10 protein-coding genes are annotated in these 13710 nt (G+C 66.3%); 5 read left to right on the top strand and 5 right to left on the bottom strand.

Annotated features, from left to right (window positions below; genetic code table 11):
• Positions 1-25 precede the first annotated feature (25 nt).
• Positions 26-1492 (bottom strand): dihydrolipoyllysine-residue acetyltransferase, encoded by a 1467-nt coding sequence (locus FK527_RS09785; protein ID WP_144732866.1) that lies wholly within the window; start codon positions 1490-1492, stop codon positions 26-28.
• Positions 1493-1531: 39 nt separating this feature from the next.
• A complete protein-coding gene (gene aceE / locus FK527_RS09780; protein WP_144732863.1) occupies positions 1532-4246 on the bottom strand; it encodes a pyruvate dehydrogenase (acetyl-transferring), homodimeric type in 2715 nt (904 codons plus the stop codon).
• 218 nt (positions 4247-4464) lie between these two features.
• Between aceE and FK527_RS09775 the strand changes: the two genes are divergently transcribed.
• The 4 genes from FK527_RS09775 to FK527_RS09760 all read left to right on the top strand — a co-directional run bounded on the left by FK527_RS09775 (position 4465) and on the right by FK527_RS09760 (position 10657).
• Positions 4465-6972, top strand: a complete 2508-nt coding sequence (locus tag FK527_RS09775; RefSeq protein ID WP_144732860.1) for a PAS domain-containing sensor histidine kinase — start codon at positions 4465-4467, stop codon at positions 6970-6972.
• Positions 6969-7595 (top strand): response regulator transcription factor, encoded by a 627-nt coding sequence (locus FK527_RS09770; RefSeq protein ID WP_144732857.1) that lies wholly within the window; start codon positions 6969-6971, stop codon positions 7593-7595. The genes FK527_RS09775 and FK527_RS09770 overlap by 4 nt, the downstream gene beginning before the upstream one ends.
• A gap of 84 nt (positions 7596-7679) precedes the next feature.
• Positions 7680-8555: a bifunctional methylenetetrahydrofolate dehydrogenase/methenyltetrahydrofolate cyclohydrolase FolD gene (folD, locus tag FK527_RS09765; RefSeq protein ID WP_144732854.1), complete on the top strand. Its 876-nt coding sequence runs from the start codon at positions 7680-7682 to the stop codon at positions 8553-8555.
• Between the two features lie 44 nt (positions 8556-8599).
• Positions 8600-10657 (top strand): M3 family metallopeptidase, encoded by a 2058-nt coding sequence (locus tag FK527_RS09760; protein ID WP_144732851.1) that lies wholly within the window; start codon positions 8600-8602, stop codon positions 10655-10657.
• A 45-nt stretch (positions 10658-10702) separates the two neighbouring features.
• On the opposite strand, the gene FK527_RS09755 is transcribed toward FK527_RS09760, so the two are convergent.
• From FK527_RS09755 to rpiA, 3 genes are read right to left on the bottom strand one after another with little or no spacing between them, the layout of a single operon-like run.
• The gene (locus FK527_RS09755) at positions 10703-11062 is read right to left on the bottom strand and encodes an AzlD domain-containing protein (protein ID WP_144732848.1); all 360 of its coding nucleotides are present in this window, start codon (positions 11060-11062) and stop codon (positions 10703-10705) included.
• Positions 11059-11859: an AzlC family ABC transporter permease gene (locus FK527_RS09750; protein ID WP_144732845.1), complete on the bottom strand. Its 801-nt coding sequence runs from the start codon at positions 11857-11859 to the stop codon at positions 11059-11061. Before FK527_RS09750 ends, FK527_RS09755 begins: the two co-directional genes overlap by 4 nt.
• On the bottom strand, positions 11859-12566 hold the full coding sequence (rpiA, locus tag FK527_RS09745; protein ID WP_144732842.1) for a ribose-5-phosphate isomerase RpiA: 708 nt from the start codon (positions 12564-12566) through the stop codon (positions 11859-11861). The genes FK527_RS09750 and rpiA overlap by 1 nt, the downstream gene beginning before the upstream one ends.
• Before the next feature lie 60 nt (positions 12567-12626).
• Between rpiA and FK527_RS09740 the strand changes: the two genes are divergently transcribed.
• A complete protein-coding gene (locus FK527_RS09740; RefSeq protein WP_144732839.1) occupies positions 12627-13691 on the top strand; it encodes a quinone-dependent dihydroorotate dehydrogenase in 1065 nt (354 codons plus the stop codon).
• Positions 13692-13710: the final 19 nt, after the last annotated feature.

The raw sequence follows: 13710 nt of genomic DNA, 5'->3' as shown, positions 1-13710 counted from the left end.
CAAACAGATGCGGTGGGGCGTGGGCTCACAAGCTCACGCGGCGGAAGTCCGCGAGCAGGCCCGTGAAATAGACGAGAAAGCGCGCCGCCGCGGCGCCGTCGATCACGCGGTGATCCCACGACAGCGACAGCGGCAGCATCAGGCGCGGCACGAATTGCTGGCCGTCCCACTGCGGCTCGGTGTGGCTCTTGCAAACGCCCAGGATGGCCACCTCGGGCGCGTTGATGATGGGCGTGAAGTAGCGCCCGCCAATGCCGCCCAGCGACGAGATCGAAAAGCAGCCGCCCGTCATGTCGGCCGGCGTGAGCTTGCCCTCGCGCGCCTTCTGGCTCAGCGCCGCGGTTTCCTGCGCGATCTCGAGGATGCCTTTTTGGTCGGCGTCGCGCACCACGGGCACGACGAGGCCATTGGGCGTGTCGGCGGCAAAGCCGATGTGGAAGTATTTTTTGAGCACGAGCTGCTCGCCGTCGAGCGAGGCGTTGAACTGCGGGAACTTGCGCAGCGCCGCGACGGCAGCCTTGACCATGAACGCGAGCAGCGTGACCTTCACGCCGGCCTTGGCGTGCTCCTCGTTGAGCTGCTGGCGGAAGGCTTCGAGCGCGGTGACGTCGGCGTCGTCATGGTTGGTGACGTGCGGGATCATCACCCAGTTGCGGTGCAAATTGGCGCCGCTGATTTTCTGGATGCGCGACAAGTCCTTGCGCTCGACGGGGCCGAACCTGGCGAAATCGACCTGCGGCCAGGGCAGCAGGTTCAGGCCCGCACCGCTCGGTGCGCCAGCGCCTGTACCGATGGTTGCACGCTGGGCCGCGGCGGCGCGCGTTTGCAGCGTGCCGCGCATCACGGCCTGCGTGAAGGCCTGCACGTCGGCGCTCGTGATGCGCCCTTTGGGGCCCGTGCCCTGCACTTCTTCGAGCGGCACGTCAAGCTCGCGCGCGAACCTGCGCACCGCGGGCGAGGCGTGCGGCAGTTGCGCGAGCTGCGCGCTGCGGTCGGGCTGGTGCGGCGCGGTTTGGCCCGTGGTGGCGGGGGCTGGGGCTGGCGATGCCTGCGCCGCAGATGCGGGCGCGGGGCTTGCGGCGGGCGTTGGCACGGACGGCGCCACGGGCACAGCCACCGCAGGGGCCGCGGCTTGCACGCTCGCGGCTTGTGTCGTTGCTTCTGTTTTGCTAGCTTCTTGCGCTTGCTGCACCTGCGCTAGAGGCTGATTTTGCTCAGAATTTTGCGCCGCAGGGGAAGCATCGGCAGGCGCCTCTGCCACGTCGAGCGTGAGCAGTACCGAGCCTTCGTGCACCTTGTCGCCGAGCTTCACGCGCAGCTCTTGCACCACGCCCGCGTGGCTCGAGGGGATTTCCATCGAGGCTTTGTCGGATTCCACGGTGACCAGCGACTGCTCCTTTTGCACCGTGTCGCCCGGTTTGACGAGGATTTCGATCACCGTGACGGCGTCGAAGTTGCCGATGTCGGGCACCTTGATTTCTTGGATGGCCATATCGTTCTCCTGCGATTCTTGTAATGCCGGGTGCCCGCCTCAGGCGATCAGCGGGTTGGGTTTTTCGGTGCGTATGCCGTATTGGGCGATGGCCTGCGCGAGGCGCTCGCGCGCCAGCTGGCCCTGCTCGGCCAGGCCCGTGAGCGCGGCGAGCGCGATGTAGTGCCGGTCGATCTCGAAGTGTTCGCGCAGGCGAAAGCGGAAGTCGCTGCGGCCAAAGCCGTCCGTGCCCAGCACGTGGTAGCTGCGCCCCGCCGGGATGAAGGGGCGGATCTGCTCGGCGTAGGCTTTGACGTAGTCGGTCGAGGCCACGACGGGGCCCGGGTGATCTGCGAGCTGGCGGGTCACGAAAGGCACGCGCGGCGCCTCGGTGGGGTGCAGCAGGTTCCAGCGCTGGGCGTCGCGGCCTTCGCGGGTGAGCTCGTTGAAGCTCGGGCAGCTCCAGACGTCTGCCGCCACGCCCCAGTCCTGCGCCAGCAGCTGCTGCGCGGCCAGGCTCTCGCGCAGGATGGAGCCCGAGCCCAGCAGCTGCACGCGCGGTGCCTGCGCATCGGCCACTGCAGCCGGCTTGAACAGGTACATGCCCTGGATGATCTGCTCCTCGGTGCCGGGCGTGAGGCCGGGCATGGCGTAGTTTTCGTTCAGCAGGGTGAGGTAGTAAAACACGTTTTCCTGGCGCTCGACCATGCGCTTCAAGCCGTGCTGCATGATCACCGCGACCTCGTGCGCAAAGCTCGGGTCGTAGCTCACGCAGTTGGGGATGTTGCCCGCGAGGATGTGGCTGTGGCCGTCTTCGTGCTGCAGGCCCTCGCCGTTGAGCGTGGTGCGCCCCGAAGTGCCGCCGAGCAAAAAGCCGCGCGCCTGCATGTCGCCCGCGGCCCAGGCCAGGTCGCCCACGCGCTGAAAGCCGAACATCGAATAGAACACGTAAAACGGGATCATGATCCGGTTGTTCGTGCTGTAGCTCGTGGCCGCAGCGATCCAGCTGCTCATGCCGCCGGCCTCGTTGATGCCTTCCTGCAGGATCTGGCCTTTGGCGTCCTCGCGGTAGTACATCACCTGGTCTTTATCGACGGGCGTGTATTGCTGGCCCGCGGGGTTGTAGATGCCGATCTGGCGGAACAGCCCTTCCATGCCGAAGGTGCGCGCCTCATCGACGAGGATGGGCACCACGCGTGGGCCCAGCGCCTGGTCGCGCAAAAGCTGCGTGAGAAAGCGCACATACGCCTGCGTGGTGGAAATTTCGCGCCCCTCGGCCGTGGGCTCGAGGATGGCCTTGAAGGTTTCGAGCGCGGGCACGGTGAATTGCTCGTCGGCGCGCGTGCGCCGCTGCGGCAGGTAGCCGCCCAGCGCCTCACGGCGCGCGTGCAGGTACTTCATCTCGGGCGTGCCCTCGGCAGGCTTGTAAAAGGGCAAGTCCGGGATCTGGCTGTCGGGGATGGGGATGTCGAAGCGGTCGCGAAAGGCGCGCACGTCCTCGTCGCTGAGCTTTTTGGTCTGGTGCACGGTGTTCTTGCCCTCGCCGATCTTGCCCATGCCGTAGCCCTTGATGGTCTTGGCGAGCACCACCGTGGGCTGGCCCTGGTGGTGGTAGGCGGCGTGGAACGCGGCATACACCTTTTGCGGGTCGTGCCCGCCGCGGCGCAGATTCCAGATTTCGTCGTCGCTCATGTGCTCGACCAGCGCCAGCGTGCGCGGATCGCGCCCGAAAAAGTGCTTGCGCACGTAGGCGCCGTCATTGGCCTTGAAAGCCTGGTAGTCGCCGTCGTTGCACTCCAGCATGATCTTGCGCAGCGCACCGTCCTTGTCGCGCGCGAGCAGGTCGTCCCATTCGCGGCCCCACAGCAGCTTGATCACGTTCCAGCCCGAGCCGCGGAATTCGCCCTCGAGCTCCTGGATGATCTTGCCATTGCCGCGCACGGGGCCGTCGAGGCGCTGCAGATTGCAGTTGATCACGAAGATCAGGTTGTCGAGCTTCTCGCGCGCCGCGAGGCTGATCGCGCCCAGCGACTCGACCTCGTCCATCTCGCCGTCGCCGCAGAACACCCAGACCTTGCGCTGGGAGGTGTCGGCGATGCCGCGTGCGTGCAGGTATTTGAGAAACCGCGCCTGGTAAATGGCCATGATCGGGCCCAGCCCCATGGACACGGTGGGAAACTGCCAGAACTCCGGCATGAGCTTGGGGTGCGGGTAGCTCGACAGCCCCCTGCCGCCGACTTCCTGGCGGAAGTTGAGCAATTGCTCCTCGCTGATGCGGCCCTCGAGGTAGGCGCGCGCATAGATGCCGGGCGAGCTGTGGCCCTGGATATAGATGCAGTCGCCGCCGTGCTGCGCGTTCGCAGCGTGCCAGAAATGGTTGAAGCCCGTGCCGAACAAGGTGGCGAGCGAGGCAAAGGAGCCTATGTGCCCACCCAGGTCGCCGCCATCGTCGGGATGCAGGCGGTTGGCCTTGACCACCATGGCCATGGCGTTCCAGCGCATGTAGGCGCGCAGGCGCTCTTCGACTTCCACGTTGCCAGGGCAGCGTGCCTCTTGTGCGGGCTCTATGGTGTTCACGTAACCCGTGGTGGCCGAAAACGGCAGGTCTATGCTGTTTTGGCGCGCGTGTTCGAGCAACTGCTCGAGCAGCGCGTGTGCACGCACAGGGCCTTCTTTCTCTATGACGGCGCTGAGCGCGTCCATCCACTCACGCGTTTCCTGCGGGTCGGGGTCGGCAGCAGAGCTTTCGGATGCAAAGGCAGTGGGTTCGATCATGCGATGTCTCCTGGCAAAAAGAAGATGCGGGCTCGGCATCTGCAGCCCATTCTAATGAGAATGCGCGCATGTGGTTTCGAATAATGGTCGCAAATACCGTAATGTGATAATTCGCCGCTGATGCACACAAAATATGGCGGGCCGCAGGGCCGCTTCTACTCCTACACTTACTGGTGTGATGACTTCTTCAAACCCTTTGCCAGCCGCGCCGCCCTGTCCTGGTACGTTGGTGGCGCGCCTGGTGGCGCAACCTTACGCCGCTGCGCCAGGACCGCTTCGCACTGCTGGCTCCGCTGGTGGCGGTGTTTTTGTTCCTTGGGGCCATCGTCGCGGCCTTTGCTTACTTGCAGATCGAGGAGTCTGAGCGCGAGCAGGAAACCTTGCAGCGCGATTTGGAATACGCGCAGCAGCGCGTGCGTCTGCTCCTGCTCGAGCGCCAGGAGCAATTGATGCGCCTGGCGCGGCAGCTTGCCCTGCAGGAGTTGGCGCCGGCCGAGTTCGAAAACCGCGCCGAGGCGCTCGTCAACCAGTACCCCGAACTGCAGGCCCTTACCTGGATAGACCCGCAAGGCCGCATCCGGGCGAGCCACGCTGCGCCCACCCTGCCTGCCAGCCAGCAGCGTTCGCCGGGCGAGCAGATCGCACTCGACACCCCATCTTGGACCCAGGCATGGCAGCAACGGCAGTCGGCGTTCGCCCAGCCCCTGGCCACGCCGGGGCAAGCGCCGCCGCTGTTGCAACTGCTGGTGCCCATCGTGCGCGGGCGGCAGTTCGGCGGCGTGGTGCTGGGCGAGTTTTCCAACGACAGCTTGCTGCGCTACGGCATGCCGCCGCGCGTGCTGGCCCGTTACGCCGTCACCCTGCTCGATGGCGACCGCCAGTTGCTGGCAGGCACCCCGATGGCAAACAACACCGGCAACGCCCACTTCCTACCCTGGAAACAACAACGCGCGAGCGAGTACGCCATTCAGGTCTCGCCCGTGGGACGTGGATTGGTGTTGCGCGCGCAGGCGTATCGCACCTCGCTGGGCGTGGTTGGCAGCGGCCTGTTCTGGCTCGTGGGCGTGCTCAGCGTGATGACCACGTGGCTGCTCGTCGCCACCTGGCGCCACACGCGCCGGCGCCTGCAGATGCAGCAAGCGCTGGTGGCCGAGACGAACTTTCGCCGCGCGATGGAAAACTCCATAGCCACGGGCATGCGCGCGCTCGACCTCGAAGGACGCATCACCTACGTGAACGCCGCGTTCTGCCAGATGACGGGCTGGAGCGCCGAGGAACTCGTGGGCCTCAAAGCGCCGTTTCCGTACTGGCCCGACGAAGAGAAACATTTGCTGAACGAAAAATTGCATGAGCAGTTCAGCGGCAAAGGCTCTTCGGGCGGCTACAAGATGCGCGTGAAGCGCAAGAACGGCACCCTGTTCGACGCGCGGCTCTACGTCTCGCCGCTGATCGACGCGCACGGCCAGCAGACCGGCTGGATGACCTCGATGACCGACATCACCGAGCCCACGCGCATCCGCGAACAGCTCGCCGCCGCGCACGAGCGCTTCACCATCGTGCTCGAAGCGCTGGACGCCGCCGTCTCGGTAGCGCCGCTGGGCAGCGAAGAACTGCTGTTCGCCAACAAACTCTACCGTCAATGGTTCGGTGCGCAGGCCGACGGGCACCTGCAACTCGTGGCGCAAGCCGGCAAGCTGCCCGTGTCTTACCAGCCAACGGGCGGCATGGACGAGGAGGACGGCCTCATGGGCTTGCCAGCCGACGCCATCACCAATGCCCTGCCCGACCACGCCGAGATATTCCTGCCCGAACTCGGCAAATGGCTCGAAGTGCGCTCGCGCTACCTGAGCTGGGTCGATGGGCGCCTCGCGCAGATGGTGATCGCCACCGACATCACGCAGCGCCGCCAGGCCGAAGAGCAGGCCGCGCGCCAGGCCGAGCGCGCGCAGTCCGTGAGCCGCCTCGTGACCATGGGCGAGATGGCGTCCAGCCTCGCGCACGAACTCAACCAGCCGCTCACCGCCATCAGCAACTACTGCAACGGCACGCTCACGCGCATCGAAAGCGGCCAGCTCAGCGAAGACATGCTGCGCATGGCCTTGCAGAAAACCGCGCACCAGGCGCAGCGCGCGGGGCAGATCATTCACCACATCCGCGCCTTCGTGAAAAAAAGCGAGCCGCAATTCGTGCAGGCAGACGTCTCCAAGATGGTGCAGGAAGCGATCGAGCTCGCCGGCATCGAGCTGCGCCGCCACAACGTGCGCCTCACGCACCATGTGGCCGCGCGCCTGCCAAGCGTGCGCGCCGACACCATCCTGATCGAGCAGGTGCTCATCAACCTGCTCAAAAACGGCGCCGAGGCGATCCAGCAGGCGCAGCGCCCGCCTGCAGCACGCACCGTCGAGCTGCGCGTGCTGCCGCGCAGCATCGAGGGCAACGAGGTGATCGAATTTGCCGTACAAGACAGCGGCAAAGGCCTACCGCCCGAGATGCGCGAGCGCCTGTTCGAAGCCTTTTACTCGACCAAGCAAGAAGGCATGGGCATAGGCCTGAACCTGTGCCGCAGCATCGTCGAGGCACACCAGGGCCGGCTGCAGGCGGACAACATTTACAATGGCGCCGAGGTCGTGGGCTGCAGGTTTTCTTTCTGGCTACCCATTGCTAAGCCTGCAGGTATTGCATCCAAATCTGTAGCAAATGTACCCAGCACGAGGACTGTGGCATGAGTTTGATTCCGAAAAATGGCACTGTTTACGTGGTCGATGACGACGAGGCCGTGCGCGACTCGCTGCAATGGCTGCTCGAGGGCAGCAACTACCTGGTGCGCGGCTTCGATTCGGCCGAAGTCTTTCTGGCGCGCTACGACCCGCGCGAGGTCGCCTGCCTGCTCGTGGACATCCGCATGGACGGCATGAGCGGCCTCGAGCTGCAAGACCGCCTGCTGGAGCGCGGGTCGCCACTGCCCATCGCTTTCATCACGGGCCACGGCGACGTGCCCATGGCGGTGAGCACCATGAAAAAGGGTGCGCTCGACTTCATCCAAAAGCCCTTCGACGAAAAAGCGCTGCTCAGCCTGGTCGAGCGCATGCTCGAAAACGCCGAACAAGCCTTTGCCGAACACCAGCAGGCCGCGAACCGCGAAGCCATGCTCGCCAAGCTCACGAGCCGCGAGGCGCAGCTGCTTGAGCGCATCGTCGCCGGGCGCCTGAACAAGCAGATCGCCGACGACCTGGGCATCAGCATCAAGACCGTGGAAGCGCACCGCGCCAACATCATGGAAAAGCTCAACGCGAACACGGTGGCCGACCTGCTCAAGATCGCGCTGGGCCAGAACGCGCCCAAGCTCTGACGCCCATAGCACTCCTTCATCGATAGCTGCCAGCGCTTGCTACACGGGCGCTAATGGCATATTTCATACTTATTTTCAGCACCCATGACAGCCCAACTCATCGACGGCAACGCCCTCTCGCGCCAGCTGCGTGCCCAGGTTGCGCAGCGCGCCGCGGCGCTCAAGGCGCGCGGCATCACCCCCGGCCTCGCCGTGATCCTCGTGGGCGACAACCCGGCCTCGCAGGTCTATGTGCGCAACAAGGTCAAGGCTTGCGAAGACAGCGGACTGCACTCGGTGCTCGAAAAGTACGACGCCGGTTTCAGCGAGGCCGAACTGCTCGCGCGCGTGCAGGCGCTCAACGCCGACCCGCGCATCCACGGCATCCTGGTGCAGCTGCCGCTGCCCGCGCACATCGACGCGCAAAAAGTCATCGAGGCGATCTCGCCCGCGAAGGACGTCGATGGCTTTCACATCGCGAGCGCCGGCGCGCTCATGACCGGCTTGCCCGGCTTCAAGCCCTGCACGCCCTACGGCTGCATGAAGATGCTCGAAAGCATAGGCTACCCCTTGCGTGGCAAGCACGCCGTCGTCATAGGCCGCAGCAACATCGTCGGCAAACCCATGGCGCTGATGCTGCTCGCGCAAGATGCTACTGTCACCATCTGCCACAGCGCCACGCAAAACCTCAAGGCGCACACCTTGCAGGCCGACGTGATCGTCGCCGCCGTGGGCAAGCGCAATGTGCTCACGGCCGACATGGTCAAGCCCGGCGCCGTGGTGATAGACGTGGGCATGAACCGCGACGACGCGGGCAAGCTCTGCGGTGACGTCGATTTCGCCGGCGTGCGCGAAGTCGCCGGCTGGATCACGCCCGTGCCCGGCGGCGTCGGCCCCATGACCATCACCATGCTGCTGGTCAACACCCTCGAAGCGGCCGAGCGCGCTGCCGGCCTGGCGAAACCTATCGCCGCGCACTGAATCTCCTCTTGAAGCGACCGCCCACGGCAACCACCTGCGCATCCATGAGCAATCCTCTCCTCGACTTCACCGACCTGCCGCCCTTCGACCGCATCCAGCCCGAAGACGTGGCCCCTGCCATCGATACGCTGCTCGAGCGCGCCAACCAGGCGCTCGAGACCGTCACCGCGCCTGACTTCCCCGCGCAATGGGACGCCATCGCGCGCGTGCTCGACGTGGCCACGGAGCGGCTCGGCGTGGTCTGGGGCGCGATCAGCCACCTGAACAGCGTGGCCGACACGCCCGCGCTGCGCGCCGCCTACAACGCCGCACTGCCGCGCGTGACCGAGTTCTGGACGCGCCTGGGCGCCGACGAGCGCCTGTACGCCAAATACAAAGCCATAGACCCCGAGACACTCGACGCCGAGCAAGGCCGCGCGCTGCACAACGCACTGCGCGGTTTCGTGCTCAGCGGCGCCGAGCTGCAGGGCGCGGCCAAGGAGCGCTTTGCACAAATCCAGGAGCGCCAGGCCGAGCTGAGCCAGAAATTCAGCGAAAACGCGCTCGACGCGACCGACGCCTTCGCCTACTACGCGAGCGCCGAAGAGCTCGCCGGTGTGCCCGACGACGTGCTGCAGGCCGGGCGCAGCGCCGCCGAGGCCGAGGGCCGCACGGGCTACAAGCTCACGCTCAAAATGCCCAGCTACCTGCCTGTGATGCAGTTCGCGCACGATCGCGCGCTGCGCGAGCGCCTGTACCGCGCCTATGTCACGCGCGCGTCCGACCAGGCCGAGGGCGAGGCCAAGCGCTTCGACAACACCGCGCTGATCCATGAAATCCTCGCGCTGCGCCGCGAAGAAGCGCAGCTGCTCGGCTACCCGCACTTCGGCGCCGTCTCGCTCGTGCCCAAGATGGCGCAGTCGCCCGACCAGGTCATCGCGTTTTTGCGCGACCTGGCCGTGCGTGCGCGCCCCTACGCCGAAAAAGACCTCGCCGACATGCGCGACTTTGCCGCGCGCACGCTGGGCATCGTTGATCCGCAAGCCTGGGACTGGCCCTACATCGCCGAAAAGCTCAAGGAGGCACGCTACGCCTTCAGCGAGCAGGAAGTCAAGCAATACTTCCCCGCGCCCAAGGTGCTCGCGGGGCTGTTCAAGATCGTCGAAAACCTGTTCGAAGTGCGCATCGTGCGCGACAGCGCGCCCGTGTGGCACCCGGCCGTGGAGTTTTACCGCATCGAGCGCGACGGTGCGCTCGTCGGCCAGTTCTACCTCGACCTGCCCGCGCGCCCCGGCAAGCGCGGCGGTGCCTGGATGGACGACGTGCGCACACGCTGGCGCCGCCCCGACACGGGCGTGCTGCAAACGCCCGTCGCACACCTGGTGTGCAACTTTGCCGCGGGCGTGGCGGGCAAGCCCGCGCTGCTCACGCACGACGACGTCATCACCTTGTTCCACGAATTCGGCCACGGCCTGCACCATTTGCTCACGCAGGTCAACGAGCGCGACGTCTCAGGCATCGCGGGCGTCGAGTGGGACGCCGTCGAGCTGCCCAGCCAGTTCATGGAAAACTTCTGCTGGGAGTGGCGCGTGCTGCAGGATATGACGGCGCATGTCGATACCGGCGCCCCGCTGCCGCGCGACTTGTACGACAAGATGCTTGCCGCGAAAAACTTCCAAAGCGGTCTGCAGACGCTGCGCCAGATCGAGTTTTCGCTGTTCGACATGCTGCTGCACACCGTGCACGACCCCGCGCAGGACTTCATGCCGCTGCTCGAGCAGGTGCGCAGCGAGGTCTCGGTGATGCCGCCGCCGCCGTTTGGCCGCATGCCGCACACCTTCAGCCACATCTTCGCGGGCGGCTACGCTGCGGGCTACTACAGCTACAAATGGGCCGAGGTGCTGAGCGCCGACGCCTACGCCGCGTTCGAAGAAACCGTGGGCAGCGACGGCCTGCCAAGCCGCGAGGTCGGGCGCCGCTACCGCCAGGCCATCCTCGAAGCCGGCGGCAGCCGCCCGGCGATGGAGTCGTTCAAAGCCTTCCGCGGCCGCGAGCCGCAGCTCGATGCCCTGCTGCGCCACCAAGGCATGGCGCAGCCGCCTGCTGCCAAAGAGACGGCTTGACCGGCCTGCGCCATCCAGAAGGCAGGGAGCACCCCTTCTTCTCGCCTACGCAGCCACCAAAAAATACCGGCAGGCGCCATACACCAGCGCCGCAAGCAAAGTCGGCAGCGCAATGCCACCCGCAAAGCGCTTGACCAGCCACACGGTGCCCAGCCCGGCGGCGAGCGCGATCCAGGTGGGCGCGTCTGCCAACTGCGCGGACGACGGCCATACCGAGACGACGAGCAAGGCCATGATCGCCGCCGGCCCGAGCGCGCCCAGCATGCTCCACACGGCGTGACCGCGTGCACTGCGCGAGCGCTGCGGCGGGTGTCGCAGGGGCAGCCAGCGCATCAAAAACGTGAGCACGCCACAAATCGCCGCGCTTGCGATGGCCAGGGTTTCGTGAGAGAAATTCAAAGTCATGCGCTTTTTTTGCTGTAACCCAACGCGGCCCCCGCCAACATGCCGCCCACCATCGCCAGGTAGGCGGGCAGCACACAGGCCAGCGCCGCCGTCGCAAGGCCCGCGCCCCAGAGCACGAGCCGGCGTGTGCCGGGCATGATTTCGAGCAGCAAGGCGAAAAACAGCGCCGGCAGGATGAACGCGAGCACCTCGCGCAAAAAGACCGATTGCGCAAGCATCTGCTGCCCGAGCGTCGCGCCCAGCGCCGTGCCGAGCAGCCAGCTCGCATAGGCGCCGAGTTCGAGCCCGGCGAACCAGTAAGGCCGCCCGGCCAGCGGCACCGCCGACAGGCCGCCCACCGCGCGCGCAAACACCTCGTCGGTCAGGCCGAACGCGAGCAGCGGCAAGGGTACGCCCAAACCCTGCGCACCGCTGGTTTGGCCCGCACCGTCCGCGGCGCCACTGCCGGGATGCGCATCGCCGCGCAGCTTGCCCAGGATCACCGGCCCATAAAACACATGGCGCACGTTCATCAAGGCCACCGTGGCGACCACCGACAGCAGCGACCCGCCCGCGGCCACGAGCGCCACCAGCGCAAACTGGCTCGCCCCGGCATACACGAGTGCGGACACGAGCAAGGCCACGGGCGGCGAAAGCTGCGCCTGCAGCGCCGCGAGCCCGAACGAAAACGCCACGGGCAAGTAGCCCGCACCGATCGACAAGCTGGCGAACAAGCCTTGCGTGAAGGGGCGCACCTGGGAAGTGCACAGGTCCGCGCTGCGCGCAGCACCGGCGCATTGCGGCTCACGGTGCGCCATCAATCGAACCGCAAAGTCTGCACGCCTTGCGCCGTGCCGAGCAGGCACAGCGTCGCCTTTTGGTGCGCAAACACGCCCACGGTCACCACGCCCGGCCATTGGTTCACTTCGGACTCGAACGCCAGCGGCGCGTCGATGCGCAGGCCGTGCACGTCGAGCAGATGCTGGCCGTTGTCGGTCACGAGCGGCGCGCCGCCCTGCAGGCGCAGGCGCGCCTTCCCGCCCAATGCGGCAAAACGGCGCGTGATCTGGCGCGCGGCCATGGGGATCACCTCCACGGGCAGCGGAAAACGCCCCAGCACCTCGACCTGCTTGGAAGCGTCGGCAATGCACACGAACTGCGCGGCCATGGACGCGACGATTTTTTCGCGCGTGAGCGCCGCGCCGCCGCCTTTGATCATGTAGCCGCGCCCGTCGATCTCGTCGGCGCCGTCGATATACACCGCCAGCGCATCGACCTCGTTCGCGTCGAACACCGCAATGCCCAGCGCGCGCAGCCGCGCCGTGCTGGCCTCGGAGCTGGACACCGCGCCGCGGATGCGCTGTTTGACGTCGGCAAGCGCGTCGATGAACTTGTTCACCGTGGAGCCCGTGCCCACGCCGACGATGCTGCCCGGCTCCACGTACTGCAAAGCCGCCCGTCCCACGAGGGTCTTGAGCTCGTCCTGGGTCGGGGCAGAAGAAGATAGGGACATCAATGAGGTCATGGCGTGCTTTTGGGAGGGGATGCGTGGGGGAAAATCGCGAAAACTTCGAATTATCTCTTCATGTCCCTGCTCCCTTACGCCCTCGCCCGCGCCGTGCTGTTTCGCATGGACGCAGAAACCGCCCACGAACACACGCTCGCACTGCTCGAGCGCGGCCAGCACACGCCGCTGCAGTGGGCCTGGTGCAGCGAAACCGTGCAAGACCCGATAGAGCTCGCGGGCCTGCGCTTTCCGAACCGTGTGGGCCTGGCCGCAGGGCTGGACAAAAACGCGCGCTGCATAGACGCGCTGGGCCGCATGGGCTTTGGCTTCGTCGAAGTCGGCACCGTCACACCCAAGCCGCAGCCCGGCAACCCCAAGCCGCGCATGTTCCGCCTGCCCGAGGCGCAGGCGCTGATCAACCGGCTCGGCTTCAACAACGAAGGGCTGGATGCCTTCGTGCGCAACGTGCAACGCTCGCGCCTGCGCCGCGCGCCCGGCACCATGCTGCTCGGGCTCAACATCGGCAAGAACGCAAGCACTCCCATCGAGGATGCCACGCGCGACTATCTCATCGGACTCGAGGGCGTCTATCCGCACGCCGACTACGTCACCGTCAACATCAGCTCGCCCAACACGCAAAACCTGCGCACCCTGCAAAGCGACGCTGCGCTCGATGCGCTGCTGTCTGCGCTCGCCGAACGGCGCGAGGCGCTCGCGCAGCAGCAGCGCGACGCAGCCGGCAAGGCGCGGCGCGTGCCCATCTTCCTCAAGATCGCGCCCGACCTCGACGAGGCGCAAGTCGCCGTGATCGCCGCCGCGCTGCAGCGCCATGGCATGGACGGCGTGATCGCCACCAACACCACGATCCGCCGCGACAAGGTCCAAGGGCTACCCCACGCCGACGAAGCCGGGGGCCTGAGCGGCGCGCCACTGCTCGAGGCCAGCAACCAAGTGATCCGCCAATTGCGCGCGGCGCTGGGCAGCCGCTTTCCCATCATTGGCGTGGGCGGCATCCTGAGCGCGGCAGACGCGCAAAGCAAAATCCGCGCCGGCGCCGACGCGGTGCAGATTTACACCGGCCTGATCTACCGCGGCCCTGCGCTGGTCGCAGAGGCTGCGCGGGCGATCCAAGGGATGCGGTAAGAAATCAGGATTTTGGGGG

This window comes from Extensimonas perlucida (genome assembly GCF_007655255.1).
Taxonomy (GTDB): Bacteria; Pseudomonadota; Gammaproteobacteria; order Burkholderiales; family Burkholderiaceae_C; genus Extensimonas; species Extensimonas perlucida.
This window is presented reverse-complemented; position numbering and strand designations above follow the sequence as displayed.